We start from the raw sequence: 22304 nt of genomic DNA, 5'->3' as shown, positions 1-22304 counted from the left end.
AAGTTGATAATGAAAAGGCAGAAATAAGATCGTTTGCTGTGCCACAGCATAGAAAAAAGAGATACATACACACTTATGCCGTATTTATGCGGCTTTTGGCGTTTCGCAAACGCCTATTACAGTATACGCAAAAAAGGAGGGTACCACAAGGCTGGGGTTTTCTCCTTTATTCCTGTTCATGCGGTTTATCCGCAGTCATAAAAAGCCGCCGAACGGTTTTTCACCGCCCGACGGCCTTTTATCAAATTCTTTTTCGCCGTAAAATTTTCGGCATTTATTTCTCTTCTGCGTTCTCCTCTACCACGAAGCTGATGAGCAGATCCTCGGAATTCACCCGATCACCCGGTTTTACATACAGCTTGTCGACGGTACCGTTGACCTTGGATACCACAGTTGTCTCCATCTTCATGGCCTCGACGATCATCAGCGGCTGGTTCACAGTGATCGGATCGCCCTCTTTGACCAGTACCTGCTCCACAGTGCCCGGAATGGAGGATCCCAGATGTGCCGGATTGGACTTGTCAGCCTTCAGGCGGCGTTCTGCGGTAACAGCCTGATGCTTGTCAAGAATCCGCACCTCACGCATGGTTCCGTTAACCTCAAAGGTCAGCGTGCGGTAGCCCTCTTCGTTTGGCTCGGACTGCTCGATGAATTTGATGATCAGCTCCTTGCCTTCGCCGATGGCAAGAGTGGTCTCCTCTCCTTTGCGCAGGCCATAGAAGTATACATGGCTCTCCAGACGGGTGACATCATTATACATCTCAAAGTGCTCACAGTAATCCTCATATACCTTCGGATACAGCGCATAGCTGATCGCTTTCTGCTCCATGTCTTTCTCACTGAAAGCAGACAGGTCAAACTTACTCTTCAGATGTACTTTCACAGCCTCCAGATCTACATCCGGCAACAAAGTTCCGGGACGAACGGTAACCGGCTCCTGGCCTTTCAGCACAATCTTCTGCAGTTCAGCCGGGAATCCGCCATCCGGCTGCCCCATCATACCCTTAAAATATTCCACAACAGACTCCGGATAGGACAGGTCACGGCCCTCGGTGAGGATATTATCCTTATTCAGACCGTTTTTTAACATGAAGATAGCAAAATCACCCACCGCTTTGGAGGAAGGGGTTACCTTCACAATATTACCCAGCAGATCATTGGCCTGCTTATACAGATGCTTGATCTCTTCAAAGCTGTCACCTGCGCCCATGGACTGTACCTGCGCCAGCAGATTGGAGTACTGACCGCCCGGGATCTCATATTTGTAAATCTCGGAATTCGGAGAATCCATCTCACTTTCAAAGGATTTGTACAGCTTCCGCACCCGTGCGTAATAATGGGTCAGTTCATTCAGCTCATCGAAGTCCAGACCGGTGTCACGCTCGCTGCCGCGCAGTGCCTCTACAACTGCATTCATGGACGGCTGGCTGGTCAGGGAACTCATGGATTCGATGGCCAGATCCACGATATCCACACCGGCCTCTGCCGCCATGAGTACAGTACTCACACCGGCACCGGTGGTATCGTGCGTATGCAGATGTACCGGGATCTTCAGCTCGGATTTCAGCGCTTTTACCAGTTCCTTTGCCGCATAGGGCTTTAAAAAGGCCTGCCATATCCTTGATGGCAAACATGTGGCAGCCTTCGGCCTCCAGCGCTTTCGCCTTCTTCACATAGTAATCCAGTGTATATTTTGTCTCGTTGGGGCTCAGCATATCACCGGTATAACATACGGTACCCTCAACGATCTTACCCGTCTTCAATGCCTCTTCAATGGGCATCTTCATATTCTCTACCCAGTTCAGGCTGTCGAAAATACGGAAAACATCTACGCCCTCTTCGCCGGAAATACGGATAAACTCCCGTACCACGTTATCCGGGTAGTTGCTGTAACCAACCGCGTTGGATGCACGCAGCAGCATCTGGATCAGCGTGTTGGGCATACGCTCGCTTAAAATACGGAGCCGCTGCCACGGAGACTCTTTCAGGAAACGGTAAGCAGTATCATAGGTAGCGCCTCCCCATGCCTCTACAGAAAAGGCTTTCTGCATAAATGCATTGGTTGCTTTTGCTGCCCCCACAATATCCTTGGTACGCATACGGGTTGCCATCAGCGACTGCTGGGCATCCCGCATACTTGTATCAGTCACATACAGCTTCTTCTCTTTCAGGATTTTCTGCGCCAGTCCCTCTGCGCCCAGCTTTTTGAATTCATCCTTCATGCCGTATATCGGCTTGCTCTCGTCAAATACCGGGATCACACGGTTCTCAAATACCGGTTTCTCCTTGTTTGCATTGACGTTGATCATCTTATCACCGATAAACTCGATGATCTTTGTTGCGCGGTCCTGACTCTTCTGCAGGTCGAACAGCTCCGGGGTTTCCTCAATAAATGTAGTATAACATTTGCCGGAAACAAAAACCGGATGATTGAGTACGTTCACAAGGAACGGAATATTTGTCTTGATGCCACGGACACGCATTTCCTTCAGGGCACGCAAGGACTTATGTACAGCGCCCTCAAAGGTACGGTCGTGGGAGATCAGTTTTACCAGCAGGCTGTCGTAATACGGCAGAATCTCTGCACCGGTATAGGCATTACCGCCGTCCAGACGCATGCCGTTACCGGAACCGGAACGGTATACACTGATCTTTCCGGTATCCGGCAGGAAGTTGTTGGCCGGATCCTCGGTGGTCACACGGGTCTGAATGGAATATCCGTTCACATGAATATCATCCTGGGACTGAATATTGATCTCTTTGGAATTGAGTGCATAGCCCTCTGCAATGAGGATCTGCGCCTGCACAATATCAATTCCCGTGATCTCCTCGGTTACGGTGTGCTCTACCTGGATTCGGGGATTCATCTCGATGAAATACGGATTGTTATCCGCGTCTACCAGAAACTCCAGGGTACCGGCATTCTGGTAGCCCACCTGCTTTGCCAGACGGATAGCACTGTCCAGGATCACCTGTCTTGTCTCCATGGGAACAGAGAATGCAGGCGCGTACTCTACCACCTTCTGATGACGGCGCTGTACGGAACAGTCACGGTCGTACAGATGTACCACATTGCCATATTTATCGCCCAGGATCTGCACTTCGATATGCTTGGGGCTTCTTAAATATTTCTCAATAAAGATCTTATCGTCACCGAAAGCCTTCTTGGACTCATCTCTGGCTTCCTTAAATTCCTTGGGCAGATCTTCCGCGCAGTTGACGATACGCATACCGCGTCCGCCGCCGCCGTTGGAGGCCTTCAGCATGATAGGATATCCTACCATCTCCGCTACTTTGGAGGCTTCTTCCACCGTCTTCACCGCATGATCCACACCCGGAATGATGGGCACATTGGCAGAAATGGCCATCTGTTTGGAAGAAATCTTGTCTCCCATGGCGTTCATGATATCCTTGGACGGCCCGATGAATGCGATGCCATTCTTCTCACAGGCTTCTACAAAATCAGGATTCTCTGAAAGGAAACCATAGCCCGGATGGATGGCATCTACATTTTTCTTCTTTGCGATCTTGATGATCTCATCAATATCCAGATATGCGTCGATGGGGTTCTTATCGGGATTCAGCTGATAAGACTCATCCGCTTTCATGCGGAACAGCGCATATTTATCCTCCTTGGAATAGATTCCAACGGTGGTAATTCCCAGTTCATTCAATGCACGGAAAATACGGATCGCGATCTCTCCACGGTTCGCTACCATTACTTTCCGGAATTTGCGAATATTTGCAGCTTCCATAATAGCCACTCCTCCTTTTCCCATTGTCTGTTTATTCTATCACACTTCTTTTATGAATACTAATGCATTCTTTTCTCAAATGCAAGAAAAATTTTCCGTCTATCAAAATCATCTGTCTTTCTTTCGCGGACAATCTAGTGTCTCTCCCGTGTAGTTTCCTCCCGGATAAAATCCACAAAGCTTTTTACAAGGGGTGTCAGCTCTCGCTCCCGATTGTATACCATATACTGATGCTTCACCGGCGGTCTGGCAAAATGCAGCACCGACACGTTGTTCACCAGCAGGGACGGGCTGTCTGCGATCACCGCCATCCCCAAGCCCGAAGCTACCATGCCGATCATCGTATGGTCATCATTGGATTCAAAAGCGATATGCGGTTTGAATCCGGCCTCCTCGCACAACCGGTTCAGCACATAATTCGTTCCTGTGTTGGATTTGGAATTGACAATAAAAGAATCGTCCCGGAATGCGGAAAAATCCTCTATGATCCCTGTCTTTGCCAGACGGCACTGGGGCGGCACAATGACGATCAGCTCCTCCTCTTTCACCAGCAGACGCTCCAGCGTCTCATACTGCTTTGCATTGATATCGTAGTCTCCGCAAAAGCCCAGCTCCGTTGTCCCCTCCAGCAGCTGTTTTAAGATAAAACCCGTTCCTGTATATTTAATGGAAAAATCGATATCCGGATAATCCTTCCGGAACCGGCGGATTTTATGCGGCAGATATTCCGCGCACATGGTATAGGAACCGGAAATGGAAATGTTCCCGCTCTTTAAATCAATCATATCATGAAGCTTGTGGATACTCCCGCTCAGATCCTGTGAAATTTTCTTCAGATCTTCATAAAACGTCTCCCCGTAGGAGGTCAGGCGGATGTTGCGCCCCCGTTTTTCAAAAAGTGGCACCCCCAGCGTCGTCTCCAGGTTGTTCATGGCCTTCGTCAGCGTGGACTGGGTGATAAACATCTGCTCCGCCGCCGTCGTAAAATTGCCCGTGTCCGCCGCCACGAGAAAATACATCAGGTGCTGCCAGTTCAAGTACATCAAGTGCTGCCATTCGTTGTTCATTTTCGCCCTCCCCCAAAAGTGACACCTACGAATTGCTTCGCTGCCAAACAGCTCTCGCAATTCTACAACCATTCGAAATCCGCAGATTTACTTCGTAAATCGCTGCTTTCTCATGTTTGGCGGGTGCCAAAGTCATCTGCCTTACCGTGCAAGCACGAACGGCCTCTGACCTCGACGCCCTAGTGTTCACGTTTCTTGCTCGTATCATTACATATTATAATATCATCTTACAAAACGCCTTACCCGGATAATTTTTCCGAAAATATCGGAAAAAAGTTCCTCTTATGAATTATCTGCGTGATTTTTTGAGAAAACTGCGAATTAGATTTCCCTGTTATTTCGTGCTACGATAGGCCCAATCCGGTCGGAGGCGCACAAAAGCCCCGGTCAGTCGGAACGAAAGGGGAGTATATTATGAATAACAAACGAATGAAAACTATGGACGGCAATACCGCTGCCGCACATGTATCCTATGCATTCACAGATGTTGCTACCATTTATCCTATCACACCATCCTCTCCCATGGCGGAGCAGGTTGATGAGTGGGCAGCCTACGGCCGTAAGAACCTGTTCGGGCAGACCGTCAAGATCGCTGAGCTCCAGTCTGAGTCCGGCGCGGCAGGTACTTTCCATGGTTCCCTGTCAGCAGGTGCCCTTACCACCACTTACACTGCATCCCAGGGTTTGCTGCTCATGATTCCCAATATGTACAAGATTGCAGGAGAGCTGCTGCCCGGCGTAATGCATGTCAGCGCCCGCAGCCTTGCCACCCATGCACTGAATATTTTCGGTGATCACTCTGATGTCATGGCCACTCGTCAGACCGGTTTTGCCATGCTGGCATCCAACTCCGTGCAGGAGGTCATGGATCTGGCAGCCATTGCCCATCTGTCCGCCATCAAGGGCCGCATCCCGTTCCTGCATTTCTTCGACGGTTTCCGTACTTCTCACGAGATCCAGAAGATCGAGGTGCTGAACTACGATGACCTCGGCAAGCTCATCGACATGGATGCTGTACAGGAGTTCCGCAACCGTGCCCTGAATCCGGAGCACCCGGTAATCCGCGGTACTGCCCAGAACCCGGACATTTTCTTCCAGGTAAGAGAGTCTGCCAACAAATTCTATGATGAGATCCCGGAAGTGGTTGTCCATTATATGAAGGAGCTGGAAAAACTCACCGGCCGCAGCTACAAGCCCTTCGACTATGTGGGCGCCCCTGACGCCGAGAACGTCATCGTTGCCATGGGCTCTGTCTGTGAAACCATCGAGGAAACCATGAACACCCTCATCGCCCAGGGCCACCGGGTCGGCCTCATCAAGGTGCGCCTGTACCGCCCGTTTGTGCGGAAGTATTTCCTGGATGTGCTGCCGAAGACCGTAGAGCGCATCGCTGTGCTTGACCGGACGAAGGAGCCCGGCGCTCTCGGAGAGCCTCTGTACCAGGATGTGCGCACCATGCTTTATGCCCAGAGAAACGCGCCGGAGGTTTACGGCGGCCGCTACGGCCTTGGCTCCAAGGACACCACCCCGGGCATGATCATGTCCATTTATGATAACCTGTATCATAAGCGGCCGAAGGATCATTTCACCATCGGTATTGAGGACGATGTGACCAACCACTCTCTGCCCTTCATCGAAGGCATTGCAAGAGAACCGGAAGGAACTATCAAATGTAAATTCTGGGGTCTGGGATCTGACGGAACCGTCGGTGCCAACAAAACAGCCATCAAGATCATCGGTGACAAGACCGACCTGTACGCCCAGGGTTATTTTGACTATGACTCCAAGAAATCCGGCGGACTGACCGTGTCTCACCTGCGGTTCGGCAAACATCCGATCCAGTCCGCATACCTGATCAACCAGGCAGATTTCGTAGCCTGCCACAATCAGTCCTACATCCGGCAGTACGACATGCTGAAGGATCTGAAAAAAGGCGGCACCTTCCTTCTGAACTGCATCTGGACGGAGAAAGAGCTCAACGACAGGCTGCCGGAGAAAATGAAGCGCATCATTGCCAAGAAAGAACTGAATTTTTACATTGTGAACGCTACCCAGATCGCCGAGCGCATCGGCCTGGGCAACCGCATCAATATGATCATGCAGGCGGCATTTTTCAAGCTCACCAACGTGATCCCGCTGGATGATGCCATCACCTATTTAAAAGAAGGAATTGAAAAAACCTACCGTAAAAAAGGTGAAAAAGTCGTTGCCATGAACTGTGAGGCGGTGGACTGCGGCATTGACGAGGTGATCCGTGTCACCATCCCCGAGGACTGGAAGCTTCTGGAAAAACAGAAGGAAAAAGGCACCAACCTGCCGAAATTCATCGACGAGGTACTGCTGCCCATGGCCAAGCGCGAGGGCGACGACTTGCCGGTCAGCGCTTTTGCAGGCATGGAGGACGGCACCTTCCCCACCGGCACCTCCGCTTACGAAAAGCGCGGCGTGGCTTCCCACGTGCCCCAGTGGCAGCCGGATAAATGTATCCAGTGTAACCAGTGTTCCTTTGTCTGCCCGCATGCGGCCATCCGCCCGGTACTGCTGACCAAGGAAGAAAAAATGAAAGCGCCTTACAGCTTCGACACACTGAAAGCCACCGGTAAAAACCTGAACAAATATGAGTACCGGATCCAGGTATCTCCTCTGGACTGCCTGGGCTGCGGCAACTGCGCTGACATCTGTAAAGCACCCGAGCCTGCACTAGTAATGAAAAAATACGCCGATGTGGTTCATGAAAAGCAGAACTGGACCTACGCCATGAGCATTCCGTCAAAAGCAAAGGACGCAGACAAGTTCACCGTCAAGGGCAGCCAGTTTGTAAAACCGTATTTTGAGTTCTCCGGTGCCTGCGCAGGCTGCGGCGAGACTCCTTATATGAAGCTTCTGACCCAGCTGTACGGGGATCGGATGATCATTGCCAACGCCACCGGCTGCTCCTCCATCTGGGGTGCATCCGCACCGTCCATGCCTTACACCACAGACGAAAACGGCAGAGGCCCGGCCTGGTCCAACTCTCTGTTCGAGGACAACGCAGAATTCGGCTACGGCATGCTGCTGGCCGCTGCGCACATGCAGGATAAGATCACCCAGACCATGAAAGACATGCTCCAGCGGGATATCCCCGAGCAATTAAAGGAAGCTGTGGATGAGTGGATCGAGGCAAGAAACGACGGCGAAGCGTCCAAGACCAAGAGCGCACAGCTGCTGCAGGTCATCGACGAGATGGGCACCGTGGACGACGCCATGTTAAAGAAAGATATCGACAACATCCTGGCCCGCAAGGACTACCTGGTAAAGAAATCCATCTGGGCAGTTGGCGGTGACGGATGGGCTTACGATATCGGCTACGGCGGACTGGATCACGTGCTGGCATCCGGGGAAAACATCAACATCCTCGTATTCGACACGGAAGTTTACTCCAACACCGGCGGTCAGGCTTCCAAGGCAACCCCGGCAGCCGCTATTGCGAAGTTCTCCGCAGCAGGAAAACGGATCCAGAAAAAGGATCTGGGCATGATGGCCATGTCCTACGGCTACGTGTACGTGGCACAGACCTCCATGGGTGCCGACAAGGAGCAGCTCATCAAAGCCTTCCGCGAGGCAGAGAGCTACGACGGCCCGTCCCTGATCATCTGCTACGCACCGTGCATCAACCACGGCCTGAAAGAGGGCATGGGACACTCCCAGCGCAACGCTGCTGACGCCGTAGAGTCCGGTTACTGGCATCTGTACCGGTACAACCCGCTGCTGAAAGAAGCCGGCAAGAATCCGTTTACCCTGGATTCCAAGAAGCCCACCAAGAGCTTCCGCCAGTACATCATGAACCAGGTGCGTTACTCCTCCCTGGCCAAGGAATTCCCGGATGTTTCCGACAAGCTCTTTGCCATGGCGGAGGAAAATGCCATCGAGCGCTATGAGAAATATGCAAGAATGGCAGCAGAACCCGATTCCATTCCCGAACCCGTGAAAAAAGAGGCGTAAAGTAAAACTGTCACAGATATTCCAACAGATATCTAAATCTGTGGATCGTCTGTGGCAGTTCTTTTATAAAAGAATCCTCTTCCAAATCATTCTGATTAAAATTTATTTTTTGTCCTGTGCTGTCTCTTTCTTATAAATATCCACGAACGAAAGTATCAACCGGGCCGTCATGCCCCAGATGACCCGATCCCCGTACTGGTAAAAATATACCTGATGTTTTCCCATTCTCCACGGGTACTCCCGACCGCCCCGGATCCGGTCATAGGGAAACGCCTCGTCGGGTTCCACCCGCAGCTTCGACACATACAGCTCCGGCTCCGTTTCCAGAAAAAACGACAGCGGCACGGTAAATGTCTCCTTCACCTCATCCGGGCTCCACGTATTCTCATAATTTTTCAAAATCATCGCATAGGGAAAAATCAGATTCCCACTATAGTTCAGATACCAGTCCAGCGGCGCGATGAGCTCCATCTGCTCCTGCTGGACACACAGCTCCTCCCGCGTCTCCCGGAAAGCCGCATCCAGCGGGTCTTCCCCCGGTTCCACCGCCCCGCCGGGAAAGCAGACATCCCCGGGCTGGCGGCCGATCTTTTCCGAACGAACCTCAAAAAGCACCTCCCATCCGGCCTTACCGGCCAGAAGGGGGATGCATATTGAGAATTTTCTCTGTTGTTCCAATCCGATAAACGATGGTTTATGTTTTTTCAGAACCTCCAGATCCAACATGTTTTACGCCTCGGTTTTCCAAAGTCCGTGCAGATTGCAGTATGCATATGCGGCAACTACCTTGTCGCCATCTGCCAGGCCGAACACCGTCTCCGGTTTCTCGCCCACGGTAAGATGATGCACCTGGATGCCCTTCTCTGTCTCCAGACATACCCAGTCAATGTAATGCACTTCCACCATGGGATGCTCTACAGAACTCACGGTTACCTTCACCTGATTGCCGTCCACAGCGATCACCGGCAGGTGCTTCTCTACCGCAGCGTCCGTCACATTGCCCTGCAGCTCCTTCAAAGCCTCTCCACAGCAGGTAAGCGGTGCCGGTGCATCCGTCAAAACAGTCACAATCTTTTTGCAGTGTTCACAGATATAAAATTTTACTTTACTCATACGCTCTTCGCTGCAGGTATCTCCCACAGCTACCTCCTTTTCTTTTTCATTGGCCGCCCGCCTCTGTACGCTTCCTATATGATTTCCATTGCTTTACCGGATATCCTCGCATGGAAGCTATGATGTATGATCGATGGAGCGGCTGTTGTTTATGGTTTCCTTTTGTTCTCTTTCGTTTTGTTTTCGATTTGACATTTGGTATGGTTTTATTATAGAATAAGGTATACGCTTATTCTGTTGCAAATGTCACACTTTTAAACTTTTTTCAGAGAAATGGAGGTCTTTTTATGACAGAAGCAGAAAGCCAGCTGTTTGCCGGAATCGCACCTCTGAACCTGGCACAGATGAAAACCTGTTTTCATATCAGCACCCGCAAATACAAGGCCGGCGAGTGGGTCTGTTCCTATGGAAACGGCCCCTGGAAAATCGGCCTGCTCACAGAGGGCGAGGCCGCCATCGTCCGCATTTCCGCTGACGGCACCCAGACCCTCATGGAACAGCTGCTTCCCGGTGATGTTTTCGGGGAAATCTTCTTCCTCCATGCCGGAAATCTGGAAAACTATTCCGTTCTCGCCCATAAAACCTGCCAGATCCATTTTTTTGATTACCGCCACGTTTTCACCCCCTGCGGCAAGGCCTGCGAAGGACACTCCCACCTCATCGAAAATGTTCTGCTGCTCATGTCCCAGAAGGCCACCAAGCTGGGAGAACGAGTGGAAATCTTAAGCCAGCGCAGCATCCGCGGTAAATTAAAGAGCTATTTCCATATCATGTCCATCCGCAGCGGTACTGATACTTTCCTGCTGCCCTTCACCTTAAGCACCCTGGCCGATTATCTGTCCATCGACCGCAGCGCCATGATGCGGGAGCTGAAAAAGCTGCGGGAGGAAGGACTGGTGGACGTCCAGCGGCGAAACGTGCGGGTACTGGTGCCGGAGTGGCTCGTTTCGGAGGAGTGATTACCTTACGCTTTCTGCGGGCCATCACTGTTAATACTTTATCGTTATCTCTCTTCTTCCCATATTTTCTGCGCTGCGTCCGGCACGTACGGCCCGGAGGCACACATCTCTTCCTGCAATCCGGCCACATCCACATCCGGCAAAAACTGTCCTGTCAGCCGCTCTGTGGCCTGTTCCTTTGTCCCCTCGGCCTTATGGCGAAGCTCCCAGGTACATGTCACCGGATTGCCGTCGGCATCCGCCGTCATCTCCAGCGCCTGTACCACCATCCAGTTGCTCTGCTCATCTTTTCCCAGATCCTTCGTGATCTCCTTCAGATAATCTTCGCTGTATGCATAGCGGTAAACGGTCATTCCGCCCCGCGTGGTCACTTCTACGTTGTCCTTCATCCACAGCGGCGAAATCTCCACCGTCCATCCCGTCATACCCTCCAGTTCATAATCCCACATACTCACCGGATAATCCGGATCCTGATGATGCTGGGCAGCCTCAATGTCCTCCATCCGCTCCCAGATGCCGTTGTGATACAGGTAGTGCGCCCGCAGATAATCCTCTTCCTCCGGCAGCACATACTCACTCTGGATCAGCTCCGTTCCCACAAAACCGATGCGCATCTGCATCTCATCCGTTTTCAGATACAGACAGCCGCCATTTTCATAAGAAGGATTCTCCTCCGGGAAAAATTTTGCCCGCAGGGCTCCACGGGTCACCAGCGCACAGTCGCCGTCCATCCGCTGCTGCCATTTTTCGACAAGCGTTTCCAGCTCCTGATACTCCGGTGTCCGGGCCGCATCCTCACTGATCTCATACTGCCGCTGCGCCTGTCCCATCACCCGGTCTGAAAACACAACGCTCTGCAATAACGCCGGTACAGCCACCGCCGCCAGGAAAAGAACCACACACCAGGCCCGTTTCTTTCGAAAACGTCGAAGTGCCCGTTGTTCCAACACATCCGCATCTGTCGTCTTCACATCTTCTGCGTCCTGTGCCTCCTCCCGCTCTCTCCATAGCGTCTCATATGCACAGTAGGCACTGTTGCACAGCAGATAAAACACCACCGCTCCGATCAGCAGAAAATCCACGAAGAAAATACTGCTCTGAAAATATTGACGGATCGGCACCACCATTCCCCAGTGCACCGCCATGGACAACACACCCGCCAGCACCACCAGACGGCCGCTCCACCGGTCAGCCACACGCAAAACCCCCCGAAAACAGCAGCTTAACCCCAGGCCCCCCGCCAGAAGCGCCACAATCCCCGTGATCCCGGCCGCCAGCTGGCTGCGGTTCACGTCCTGCCGCACCAGATAATATACCGTCACCCCCAGCAGGAGAAGGCAGCCTGCACCCAGGACCAGAAGCCAGGTACTGCGAAGCTCCTCCTTCGTCCGCTCATCCCGGGTCGTCTCCTCCCCGCTCCACAAGGTTCTCCATAATGTCAGCAATTTTTTCATTCCTTCTCCTCCTTTTGCCCTTTTCAGTCAACGCTCTCACGTACCGGTTTTCATTCTTCCTATCCGTATTCACAAACCGCTCGGCCCCTCTGTGCCTTTCCACATTCCTCTGGCCCTTCTGGTCTCCCGTCGTCCTTCTGCACTCATTTGGCGTCTCTGGTCTTCCTGTGCCTTTCTGTGCTCATTATTTCTCCTGTGATGTTTCATGCTCCGGCCAGAACAGCTCGTCCAACGTTTTCCCCAGCGTCTGACAGATGCTGATGCACAAATGTAACGATGGGTTATAATCCCCCCGCTCGATCATATTCACTGTCTGCCTGGATGCACCAATCCTCCTGGCCAGTTCTTCCTGGGACAGACCTGCATCCTGCCGCGCCTGCCGCATTCGTTCATTTCTTCCCATCTATCATTCCTCTGTTTCTAATCGCTTCTTTATCTGTCACACGCTCCGTTACCACTTGCCCCGTCCACAACATCTCATCCTGTCCATGACTTATTCTTCCAGCCTTTCTGCTCCGACACGTTTTATATCCTTTTTCGTGGACTTATATCCTCTTCTTTTTGTCAATTATATTTTACATTATCTTCTTTGTTGTGTCAAATATATTTTACATAACAATACAAAGCACGTTCGCCACTCGCATCGTTTTTTGTCGAATGATTATAATTGTGAAGTCAAATTCTATCTGTTATAGTCTTTCTATGGGATGCTGCCAATAACGGTAGGCGGTTAGCCCTCTTCGGAGGGTATAAAAAAGCCCTCCAGAAAGGAGGGTGATGTCAATGGTTACATATTCAGATTTGATACAATTCTGTCTTCTAATCGTTGCGATTATAAGTCTTGTCTATAAGATTGCAAAAAAAATAACCGCCCCAGCCCGAAAAACTAAGCGGTTATTTTTTTAGCATAAAGGGCTAACCGTCTATCGACAGCATCTCTTTGTTATATTCAGGATAGCAGTCCGCCTGTGAAATGTCAACTCGATTTTTTCGACAAAAGATATAACAAAAAACACCGCCCCCGACGGCTCTTCCGTCGAAAACAGTGCTTATAGTGCGCCTTCAGGGGCTCGAACCCTGGACACCCTGATTAAGAGTCAGGTGCTCTACCAACTGAGCTAAAAGCGCTTATCGTTTGGTGCGTTCCTCAACGCAAGAATTATTATATAATAGCCTTTAGAAAAAAGCAAGCCTTTTTTTTTTATTTTTTTAGTTTTGTTAATTTTATATAAAAATCTGTCTATTCGTGTTCCTTCTTATCAACAAATACCCCAACACATGTTTCCCGAGAAGCCCGCATGGCAGATTCCCAGAACATAAATAGTGCGCAGGAGATGCCACTTCTCCTGCGCACATCAGAATCTTATGCGGATTATCATTCCCCCACAGAACTATATAGACTACAACTACAACACCCGCACAAGCACTCTGCCCATCTTGTGAAAAACAAATGTCTGCTAACGCAGCCGCTTATTTTTCCCTGCGTGCATTATTATATCACGAACCCGCGCTAACGCGCTCTATCGCCTGCTACACAGGCTGTTCGTTCATTAATGGCGTAAGAAAAGTAAATGCCGTCTTCGACGTCGCTTCCTTTTCTTTTACGCTCATTATATCATGCTCTGTCAATTTCTGTAAAGCTTCTACCCTCTCATTTCCAGAAGCTTGCCTTTGAGCTCGTTCTCCAGACGGTTGATCTCTGCCTCAGCCTCCTGGCGCTTCTGGTGTCCTTCCTGCTGGATCTTCATGACTTCATCCAGCGTGGAGATCAGGGACTCGTTGGTTGCTTTCAGCGTCTCCATATCCACAATGCCGCGCTCGGACTCTTTGGCAGTCTCGATGGTGGCCATTTTCAGCTTTTCTGCATTTTTCTTCAGCAGCTCGTTGGTCATATCAGTAACTTCCCGCTGGGCTTCTGCGGCCTGATTGGAGTGTGCAACGCCCAGAGCCAGCACCATCTGGCTCTTCCACAGCGGAATGGTATTCACAACGGTGGACTGGATCTTCTCCACCATAAGGGTGTCGTTGTTCTGTACGAGACGGATCTGGGGTGCCGTCTGGATGGAGATCATCCGGGTCAGCTCCAGATCGTGGATCTTCTTTTCAAAACGCTCGCATTTGTTTTCCAGATCCTTGGCTGCCTGGGCATCCTCCGGCTGACCGCTGCGCTGTGCCTGCTCCCGCAGCTGGGGCAGCTCCTGTTCCCGCACCTGTGCCAGCTTTTTCTTTCCGGCCAGAATGTACATGGACAGTTCTTTGAAATATGCCAGGTTCTGATCGTACATCTTGTCCAGCATGGCCACATCCTTCATCAGCTGTACCTGATGTCCTTCCAGAACGTCACAAATCTTATTGACATTAACCTCTGTCTTGTCGTATTTTGCCTTCATGGCAGTGATCTTGTTGGACTGCTTTTTGAAAAATCCCAGGAATCCCTTCTCTTCCTCGGCATCAAAGGATTTCAGCTCTGTTACCACACCGGAGAGCAGATCTCCCACCTCGCCAAGATCCTTGGTTCTCACGTTTTTCAGCGCTGTCTCGGAAAAATCAGCCATTTTCTTCTGGGTTCCCACGCCATACTGTAAAATCGCATTGGAATTGTCCAGATCGATCTGTCCCACAAAATTGTCCACCATCTGCCGTTCTTCATCGGACAGCAGGCTGTCATCCCATGCAGGCTCCTGTGTCTCGGCCACCGCTGTCTCCTCCACCACTGTGGGCATCTCTTTTGTCTCCGCACCAAAGGTCAGGGTCGGCACTGTCATATCCTTTACATCAACATCCATGCTTTTATCCTCACTTTCTCTTTTTTCTAAATTTTATTTCTAAAAATCTTTCCCCGTCAACCCTTCCTGGGCCAGCATCGTGTGCAGCACGGAAATGTCCGTGGAAACATCCCAGGCCGTGTCCTTGAACAGGCCATCCAGCAGATTTTCAAAAGCCACATTCAGCGTATCCAGGGAAGCCTCGATCTCCTTCTTGGAGTTCACGATGTTCTCGCCCTGTACTGGCTGCCGGTCCAGCTCCTCGTAGGCTCCCAGAAGCTTCACCGTGGTGGGCAGATAATATTCCATCAGTCTGCGGATATCTGACAGGTTCTCCGGGTGCTGGGCGATGCGCTCAAAAATCCGCTGCACGATCATTTCCATCCGGGAGATCTTTGCCGAAATCTCCACTCCCGGAATGGCATCATTGCTCTGCCGGATCCGGCGGACGTATGCCTCGCCTTCCTCAATGGCCGCCTGCACCTCCGGCGTCATGCCGCTCTCCTGGGCAGCCTTCTTCGCCGCTTCCTTCTGCTTCTCCAGATCCTTTGCCCGGTTTGCAGTCGCCTGGTATTCCCGGTAAACCTCGTTGGTCACCATGAGGCACATCTTCTTCTCGTCCAGATGTCCCTCCAGGAACCAGTTCTTATCAATCATGTACTGCAGATCCTTCTGCACGTCTTTTACCTGTTTCCCGACAAAACGGGCCAGATCCTCCACATTGGCATAAGTCTTTCCGGCCAGTGCCTTTATGTATTTGGGAAATCTCCGGGCACGCAGGTACTTCTTCGTTCCTTTGACGGCCACAAACAGCACAGCCGCAAACAGCGCCGCCATAATGAGCACCAGCACCACTGCCGCACCATCAAAAAGAACGATCGTCCCAATAAGAAAGATCAGCGTCCAGAACCCAAAGAACGCGACGCCGCACCAGCCCAGAATCATCATGACGATTCCCGCTGCCGCCTGATTGCTCACCGATGCAAACAGCTCCGAGCTTCTGCGCTGGCCGGTGCGCTCTGACGCACGCCTGGAAGCCGCTGCCTGGGCACCTCTTCCCGACGCGGTTCTCGCATAGCCTTCCGTTCCGGCACCTGTCCCCTGACTGCCTGCGTCGGAAACACCAGATCTGCCATTCTGCCCGGCCTCCCTTGATGTCCCGTTGGGCTGCCCCGCTGCTGCCGTCTGATCGGCATACCGCGCCGCATCCGGCAAAATCCCGGCATCTTTCAGGCCTTCCTCTGCCGTCTTGATGGCGCCCGTAATGGCGCCATTGATGGCCTGGTTCAGTTTATCAAAATCCTGGGTATCCACCGCATTCTGCACAATGTCCCGAATATCATTTCCCAGATTATACCAGTCATTTCTTGACATTTTACGCCTCCCAAAATCACGTCAAATCTGCTTCTACTGAAATTATAATAGATTCCCTTTTCAAAAGCAATGGGCTTTCTGACGTCAGGCAAAGAAAAGAAATGCCGGTGAGAAAGTTACCCTTCCGCACCGGCCTCTGCCTATTTCAGCTTTTCAAGAAGATCTTCCTTATCTGTTGCACCAATCACCCGGTCTGTCAGCTGTCCGCCCTTGAAAATCAGGAAAGTCGGAATGCTCACCACCTTATATTTCTGGGCGATATCCATGGCCTGATCCACGTTCAGCTTGCACACCAGCACCTGTCCTTCGGTCTCCTCGGCGATCTCCTCCACAACCGGGGCCATCATCTTGCACGGGCCGCACCAGTCTGCATACATATCCACAAGCACCGGGATTTCAGACAACGTTACATTCTCATCAAAATCTGTACTGCTCAATACTTTTACCATATTCATCTCTCCTTCTCTTCTATGTGTATAGGTTACAGGGAACTGTAACTTATTTTCCGTTTAAAATATTCATTACCTCGTCCAGATGACGCCGCAGGCAGAGCAGCCGCTGATTCCAGCACTTTTCCCTGTGCAGCCACCATCGTCTGCGACAGCATCGGCATCGTTTTCCCATGAAACGCTCCCGTTTTTGTTTATTTTACTCGATAGGCAATGTATTTATGTATGGGATTGCCCAGTGCGGAAAACTTTGCCTCATATTCGGTCATTACATTTCCCTCATTCAGCACCGGATCCCGATGCAGATCGTAGGTGCTGGCCGACAGCTTCCAGCCCGCTGCCTCCACTTCCTCCAGGGAAAAATCAAACAGAGGCCGGTTATCGGTCTTGAACTCCACCCGGCCCTCCGGCACAAGGATCTGGTCGTAACGCGCCAGGAACTGTCTGGACGTCAGACGCCGTCTGGCATGACGATCCTTCGGCCACGGATCAGAAAAATTCAGATAAATCCGTTCCACCTCGTCCGGCGCAAATACCTCCGCGATCTCCTCCGCATCCATCCGGATAAACTTCAGGTTGTCCCGGGGATCCTCCTGCTGCTTCTCGATGGCCCGCAGCAGCACGCTGGAATATTTCTCAATGCCCACATAATTGATGTCCGGGTGCAGCGCTGCCAGCTCGCTTAAGAAACGTCCCTTTCCCATACCGATCTCTATATGAATGGGGTTTTCGTTTCCAAAGACCTCCCGCCAGGCGCCACGGCACTCTTTTTGGCTCATGAATCACAAAGTCACTGGCTCCGATCACTTCTCTGGAGCCTCTGATATTTCTAAGACGCATATTCTTCTTCTCCTGCTATTTTAATGACAGTCTTATTGTACACGATTTCTCCCCGGTTGAAAAGCTTCTGTTTGCCCAATATTGTCTGAATATTCTATAACCTTTTTCCACATTTTGCCGTTTACAAACTATTGAAAAGTCAATAGATTTTCGTATCTTTTCCCCCGGAATCGACATTTTATGATAATCTTACAAAACATTCGTTCCTGATTTTCCCCAAGATCCCCACATTATCCACACGAATTTCTGTGGATAATGTGGATAACTTCGTGTATAACTCGATTTTATCCCGTTTCCTGCGTTTATCCATGTGGAAAACTAATCCCCACATTTTGGATAATTAAAAATCGTTTTTTATTGACATTTTATTTTTTGTGCACTTTGCCCTTTCTCAAAATCATTGCCGTGACAGGAGGCGCTTTCCCCATGCCGGATCCTGCATGATGTCCTGCAAACCACTTTTTTATATCATACAAAAAAGAACGCCCGCTGACAATGTCCTACCCAAATGACACTGCCCGCAGGCGTCCTTCTTTGTATAAGGATTAGAATATTCTTCTGATTGCTACGATGGTTCGATAGTTGGCCGGTGAAGAAATCTTGATACCGGTCTTCGGTGAGCTTGCATGGACGATGGTGTTGTTGCCCATGTAGATTGCCACATGTCCGCTGTAGCAGATGATATCTCCGGGCTGTGCCTCGGAAAGACTGCCAACTGCGTATCCAGCGCTTCTCTGCTGACCAGAGGTTCTCGGCAGGCTGATGCCGAAATGCTCATACACTCTCATGACAAAGCCGGAGCAGTCTGTACCGTTCGTCAGGCTGGTGCCGCCGTACACATACGGATTGCCCACAAACTGCTTCGCATAAGCGACCACGGCCTGTCCCTTGCTGCTGCCGGAAGAGGATGCGCTGATCTTCGCGTCACTCTTGGATGCTGCCTTGGATGCGGATTCCCGCTCTGCGGCTTCTCTTGCCAGTCTGGCTTCCTCTTCTGCCTTGGACTCTGCCTCTACAAACTCCAGATGACAGGATACGAAATCCGTGGAAACCCAGCCGTCGCCTTCCTCGATGGATACCTTCACCCAGCCGTCTGTCTCATCGGTGACGGTCAGTTCATCCTCGATGGGAACCAGTCCCAGGACCGGTGCCTCTGTGGAGGGCTCTTTTCTGACTTTCAGGGTGGTGGTCGTTACCACGGCAACCTTACGGCCTACCTGTTTGGCAAGGGCTTCTCCCTCTGCTCCGGTTACCACGTATTCACACTTCACATAGCCGGAAACGCTGCCGGATGTGATCTTGTACCAGCCGTCCTCTTCTCCTTCCACAGTCGCTGCGGAATTGTTGTAAAGCTTACCGAGAACCTCTCCCTCTTCACTGGGGATGTCCCGGACATTCACGTAATTGCTTACCTGTGCGATGGCAATGTTGGCATATTCACTGTCTGTCTCCACAGGATCTGCCACGCTCTCCGCCTCTGCCAGTTCATTGCTGTTCAGATCTTCGGTCTGACCTTCCGTCTCTTCCTCGGAAACGGTTTCCTCACCAGTTGCTTCGGTATCTGCCGGTGTGCTCTCATCTGCAGGAACTGCCTCCTCTGTTTCCACTGCCTGCTCCGGCTGTGCCTCAGGTGCTTCCTCCTGAACAGGTGCTTCCTGCGCCGGTACTTCTGCCGCTGTGACATCCGCTGTGGATACCGCGCCTTCTTCCTTTAAAATATCTGCTGCCGCACCGGCACTTAACTTGGCGCCGAAAGTGGCAACGGTGCTCTCTGTGTTTTCCGGCGCTACCGTAGCGTCCTCCAATGTTTTCTCAATCTCTTTGTCAATCTCATCCGACTTCACGGCATACGCCTGTGTCAGTTTCACAGACATGCCTGCGCCGAAAGAAGATGCCTTCCCTGCAGCCTGCGCATGAATCCCGGTATTTCCCACCAGCAATGCCCCCGCAAGGCAGCACGCCGCAGTTCTGACTACAAATTTATTCATCAGGTCCTCCAATAATCATTTCATTCTCGTTTCGCATTTGTTACGAAATTATTAAATATGTTACACTGATTATAACAATCTCGAGAATTATTGTCAACTACTGGATGTATTTTCCAAAGGCCCTCAAACCTCTATATGTTGTAGCCCCGTTCATTGAGATAAGCTTCCACGCTGTGCACCGCATTGGCGCCGTCCGCTGCAGCCGTAATAATCTGCCGGAATGCTTTCGTGCGGATATCCCCTGCCGCAAACACCCCCGGCGCACTGGTCCGGCCGGTCTCGTCGGCCACGATATAACCCTGCGCATCCAGCTCCACCAGTCCTTCATAAAGGGCACTGTTGGGGGGTGATGCCGATGGCCGCAAACACGCCGTCCACCGGAAGCGTCCGTTCCGCTTCGGTGTGCACATCTTTTACGATGAGGCGCTGCGTCATTTCTTCTCCTTCGATGCGTACCGCCTGGCTGTCCCACACCATCTCCACATTGGGAAGCGCGAACAGCTTCTCCTGCAAACTGCCTGCCGCCCGCAGCTCATGTCTTCGATGCACCACGTACACCTTCTCACACATCCGGGCCAGGAAAATGGCATCCTCCACGGCCACATCGCCGCCGCCCACAACCGCTGTCGTCTTTCCCCGGAAAAACGCGCCGTCACAGGTGGCACAGTAGGATACGCCCCGCCCGGCAAATTTCTCTTCCCCGGGAATGCCCAGCTTCCGGTGTCCGGCGCCGGCTGCAATGATCATCGTCTTCGTCCGGTATGTCGCTTTCGCCGTTTCTACTATTATAATAGAAGACTCTCTTCTCACCGCTTTTACCGCACCGATGACAAACACCGCTCCCAGCTGATCCGCGTGCTCCTTCATTTTCATCCCCAGGTCAAATCCGCCGATCCCGGGCAGTCCCGGATAATTATCCACTTCGTAGGTGTTCAGTACCTGTCCGCCGCTCATATATTCTTTTTCCAGCACCAGGGATTCCAGACACGCCCGTCTGGCATAGATCGCCGCCGCCAGCCCCGCCGGGCCCGAACCAATGATGATTACGTCATATAAAGTTTCCATCCGTATTCTCCTTCTTCCTTGTTATTACAGTTCGAATTTCCACTTGCAATATACACTTCCATGTACACCACATTTTTGCAGTTTCTTTTTCCAGCATAAAATATTCCCTTTCCAACTGTATTTTCATTATACCCGGATTTTTCCCAAAATTCATCTTTAAAAATATCGTTCCCATATTTTGATTCATAACAGAAAAAAATATTGACAAATACTCATAACCTCATTATAATAAAAACAGTAATAATTATTGTTATGAAAGGAGGAGCAATATGCCGGCGATCAAACACAGCAAACAACGAGAGGCCATCATGGCATTTCTCAAGACCCGTTATGATCACCCCACGGCAGACACCGTATACATGAATATCCGCCAGGAATTCCCGAACATCAGTCTCGGCACGGTCTACCGCAACCTGTCTCTCCTTGCAGATCTTGGCGAGATTCAGAAGCTGACGCCCGGCCAGGGCCCGGACCGCTTCGATGCCAATGTCCAGCCCCATTACCATTTTATCTGCAAAACCTGCGGACAGGTCATGGACATGGATATGGAGAATCTGGATTTGGAGGCGGTTCACGACATTGCCTCTAAGAAATTCGGCGGACACATCGACGGACATGTCACCTATTTTTACGGCACCTGTACCGACTGCCTGCAAAATAAAAAAGCGCAATAACCGTTCCCGTTGTCGATCAGAAGCAACATCCCGCTGCTGCCGGAACCGTTTTCCGGTCATTCGAACCCGCATGGACAGGCTCCGACAGCAGCAATAAAAGATAGCTACAAAAGCAAAAAAAGATGTTCAACTTCTATTGACAAATGAAACAAAAGATGCTATATTAATATCAGTAACAATTACTGATATTAATAACAAGAAAACAAAATAAAACAATCAGAAAAGGAGATCAAAACAATGAAAAAATTCGTATGTACTGTATGTGGTTATGTTTATGAAGGAGAGGCTGCACCGAAGGAATGTCCTGTCTGTCATGTTGGCGCTGACAAGTTCAAAGAGGTTGGCGGAGAGAGAGAATGGGCTGCTGAGCACGTTGTAGGTGTTGCACAGGGCTGCAGCGAAGATATCCTCAACGACTTAAGAGCAAACTTCGAGGGCGAGTGCTCCGAGGTTGGTATGTATCTGGCTATGGCAAGAGTTGCTCACAGAGAGGGCTATCCGGAGATCGGCCTGTACTGGGAGAAAGCAGCTTATGAAGAGGCTGAGCATGCAGCAAAATTCGCAGAGCTTCTGGGCGAAGTTGTAACAGACAGCACCAAGAAGAACCTGGAGATGAGAGTTGAGGCTGAGAACGGCGCTACCGCTGGTAAGTTCGACCTTGCAAAACGTGCAAAAGCTGCTAACCTGGACGCAATCCATGACACCGTTCATGAGATGGCTCGTGACGAGGCAAGACACGGAAAAGCTTTCGAAGGACTGCTTAAGAGATACTTCGGCTAATCCGAAAACCGCATAGAATAAGGATTATCAAAAGAGGGAA

Annotated in this window: 14 protein-coding genes, 1 tRNA gene and 3 pseudogenes; 5 read left to right on the top strand and 13 right to left on the bottom strand. The window is 51.0% G+C overall.

Going from position 1 to position 22304, the window contains the following annotated elements; all coding sequences use genetic code 11:
• Positions 1 to 274: 274 nt before the first annotated feature.
• Both RJD28_01710 and RJD28_01705 read right to left on the bottom strand, forming a co-directional pair.
• Positions 275 to 3755: pseudogene (locus RJD28_01710) on the bottom strand (pyruvate carboxylase).
• A 134-nt stretch (positions 3756 to 3889) separates the two neighbouring features.
• Positions 3890 to 4822 (bottom strand): LysR family transcriptional regulator, encoded by a 933-nt coding sequence (locus tag RJD28_01705; protein WNV58301.1) that lies wholly within the window; start codon positions 4820 to 4822, stop codon positions 3890 to 3892.
• 414 nt (positions 4823 to 5236) lie between these two features.
• Here RJD28_01705 and nifJ point away from each other — a divergent pair, with 414 nt between their 5' ends.
• The gene (gene nifJ / locus RJD28_01700; protein WNV58300.1) at positions 5237 to 8803 is read left to right on the top strand and encodes a pyruvate:ferredoxin (flavodoxin) oxidoreductase; all 3567 of its coding nucleotides are present in this window, start codon (positions 5237 to 5239) and stop codon (positions 8801 to 8803) included.
• Positions 8804 to 8905: 102 nt separating this feature from the next.
• Here nifJ and RJD28_01695 read toward each other — a convergent pair whose 3' ends face one another.
• Together RJD28_01695 and RJD28_01690 are read right to left on the bottom strand one after the other, a co-directional pair.
• The gene (locus tag RJD28_01695; protein ID WNV58299.1) at positions 8906 to 9529 is read right to left on the bottom strand and encodes a CoA pyrophosphatase; all 624 of its coding nucleotides are present in this window, start codon (positions 9527 to 9529) and stop codon (positions 8906 to 8908) included.
• Positions 9530 to 9532: 3 nt separating this feature from the next.
• Positions 9533 to 9916 carry a desulfoferrodoxin family protein gene (locus RJD28_01690; protein ID WNV59534.1) on the bottom strand — a complete coding sequence of 128 codons (384 nt, stop codon included), beginning with the start codon at positions 9914 to 9916 and terminating at the stop codon, positions 9533 to 9535.
• A 287-nt stretch (positions 9917 to 10203) separates the two neighbouring features.
• Between RJD28_01690 and RJD28_01685 the strand changes: the two genes are divergently transcribed.
• Positions 10204 to 10875: a Crp/Fnr family transcriptional regulator gene (locus RJD28_01685; protein WNV58298.1), complete on the top strand. Its 672-nt coding sequence runs from the start codon at positions 10204 to 10206 to the stop codon at positions 10873 to 10875.
• A gap of 44 nt (positions 10876 to 10919) precedes the next feature.
• Here RJD28_01685 and RJD28_01680 read toward each other — a convergent pair whose 3' ends face one another.
• Together RJD28_01680 and RJD28_01675 are read right to left on the bottom strand one after the other, a co-directional pair.
• Positions 10920 to 12329, bottom strand: a complete 1410-nt coding sequence (locus RJD28_01680; GenBank protein ID WNV58297.1) for a hypothetical protein — start codon at positions 12327 to 12329, stop codon at positions 10920 to 10922.
• 184 nt (positions 12330 to 12513) lie between these two features.
• Positions 12514 to 12732 (bottom strand): helix-turn-helix transcriptional regulator, encoded by a 219-nt coding sequence (locus RJD28_01675; GenBank protein WNV58296.1) that lies wholly within the window; start codon positions 12730 to 12732, stop codon positions 12514 to 12516.
• 374 nt (positions 12733 to 13106) lie between these two features.
• Here RJD28_01675 and RJD28_01670 point away from each other — a divergent pair, with 374 nt between their 5' ends.
• Complete coding sequence (locus RJD28_01670) at positions 13107 to 13235, top strand: putative holin-like toxin (GenBank protein ID WNV58295.1); 129 nt, start codon at positions 13107 to 13109, stop codon at positions 13233 to 13235.
• 149 nt (positions 13236 to 13384) lie between these two features.
• Here RJD28_01670 and RJD28_01665 read toward each other — a convergent pair.
• The 7 genes and pseudogenes from RJD28_01665 to trxB form a co-directional block, all read right to left on the bottom strand.
• Positions 13385 to 13457, bottom strand: a tRNA-Lys gene (locus RJD28_01665).
• A 515-nt stretch (positions 13458 to 13972) separates the two neighbouring features.
• On the bottom strand, positions 13973 to 15115 hold the full coding sequence (locus RJD28_01660) for a toxic anion resistance protein (protein ID WNV58294.1): 1143 nt from the start codon (positions 15113 to 15115) through the stop codon (positions 13973 to 13975).
• Between the two features lie 39 nt (positions 15116 to 15154).
• Complete coding sequence (locus RJD28_01655) at positions 15155 to 16468, bottom strand: 5-bromo-4-chloroindolyl phosphate hydrolysis family protein (GenBank protein WNV58293.1); 1314 nt, start codon at positions 16466 to 16468, stop codon at positions 15155 to 15157.
• 140 nt (positions 16469 to 16608) lie between these two features.
• Positions 16609 to 16923: a thioredoxin gene (gene trxA, locus RJD28_01650; protein WNV58292.1), complete on the bottom strand. Its 315-nt coding sequence runs from the start codon at positions 16921 to 16923 to the stop codon at positions 16609 to 16611.
• 188 nt (positions 16924 to 17111) lie between these two features.
• Positions 17112 to 17757: pseudogene (gene trmB, locus RJD28_01645) on the bottom strand (tRNA (guanosine(46)-N7)-methyltransferase TrmB).
• A 545-nt stretch (positions 17758 to 18302) separates the two neighbouring features.
• Positions 18303 to 19745, bottom strand: coding sequence for an NlpC/P60 family protein (locus RJD28_01640; protein ID WNV58291.1), 1443 nt, complete (start codon positions 19743 to 19745; stop codon positions 18303 to 18305).
• A 131-nt stretch (positions 19746 to 19876) separates the two neighbouring features.
• Positions 19877 to 20810 (bottom strand): annotated as a pseudogene (gene trxB / locus RJD28_01635) (thioredoxin-disulfide reductase).
• Positions 20811 to 21079: 269 nt separating this feature from the next.
• On the opposite strand from trxB, the gene RJD28_01630 reads away from it, so the two are divergent.
• Positions 21080 to 21484 (top strand): transcriptional repressor, encoded by a 405-nt coding sequence (locus tag RJD28_01630; GenBank protein WNV58290.1) that lies wholly within the window; start codon positions 21080 to 21082, stop codon positions 21482 to 21484.
• Between the two features lie 237 nt (positions 21485 to 21721).
• Positions 21722 to 22264, top strand: coding sequence for an NADH peroxidase (locus RJD28_01625; protein ID WNV58289.1), 543 nt, complete (start codon positions 21722 to 21724; stop codon positions 22262 to 22264).
• Positions 22265 to 22304 lie beyond the last annotated feature (40 nt).

It is taken from the genome of Oscillospiraceae bacterium NTUH-002-81 (genome assembly GCA_032620915.1).
In the GTDB taxonomy this organism is placed as follows: Bacteria; Bacillota; Clostridia; order Lachnospirales; family Lachnospiraceae; genus JAGTTR01.
Note: the sequence above shows the minus strand (reverse complement) of the source record. Positions and strands in the feature narration are given on the sequence as shown.

Coding starts and splice junctions, on each gene's coding strand:
- RJD28_01655 (WNV58293.1), bottom strand. CDS start 16,468: ATGTCAAGAAATGACTGGTATAATCTGGGAAATGATATTCGGGACATT.
- RJD28_01630 (WNV58290.1), top strand. CDS start 21,080: ATGCCGGCGATCAAACACAGCAAACAACGAGAGGCCATCATGGCATTT.
- RJD28_01695 (WNV58299.1), bottom strand. CDS start 9,529: ATGTTGGATCTGGAGGTTCTGAAAAAACATAAACCATCGTTTATCGGA.
- RJD28_01705 (WNV58301.1), bottom strand. CDS start 4,822: ATGAACAACGAATGGCAGCACTTGATGTACTTGAACTGGCAGCACCTG.
- RJD28_01680 (WNV58297.1), bottom strand. CDS start 12,329: ATGAAAAAATTGCTGACATTATGGAGAACCTTGTGGAGCGGGGAGGAG.
- RJD28_01660 (WNV58294.1), bottom strand. CDS start 15,115: ATGGATGTTGATGTAAAGGATATGACAGTGCCGACCCTGACCTTTGGT.
- trxA (WNV58292.1), bottom strand. CDS start 16,923: ATGAATATGGTAAAAGTATTGAGCAGTACAGATTTTGATGAGAATGTA.
- RJD28_01690 (WNV59534.1), bottom strand. CDS start 9,916: ATGAGTAAAGTAAAATTTTATATCTGTGAACACTGCAAAAAGATTGTG.
- nifJ (WNV58300.1), top strand. CDS start 5,237: ATGAATAACAAACGAATGAAAACTATGGACGGCAATACCGCTGCCGCA.
- RJD28_01625 (WNV58289.1), top strand. CDS start 21,722: ATGAAAAAATTCGTATGTACTGTATGTGGTTATGTTTATGAAGGAGAG.
- RJD28_01670 (WNV58295.1), top strand. CDS start 13,107: ATGTCAATGGTTACATATTCAGATTTGATACAATTCTGTCTTCTAATC.
- RJD28_01675 (WNV58296.1), bottom strand. CDS start 12,732: ATGGGAAGAAATGAACGAATGCGGCAGGCGCGGCAGGATGCAGGTCTG.
- RJD28_01640 (WNV58291.1), bottom strand. CDS start 19,745: ATGAATAAATTTGTAGTCAGAACTGCGGCGTGCTGCCTTGCGGGGGCA.
- RJD28_01685 (WNV58298.1), top strand. CDS start 10,204: ATGACAGAAGCAGAAAGCCAGCTGTTTGCCGGAATCGCACCTCTGAAC.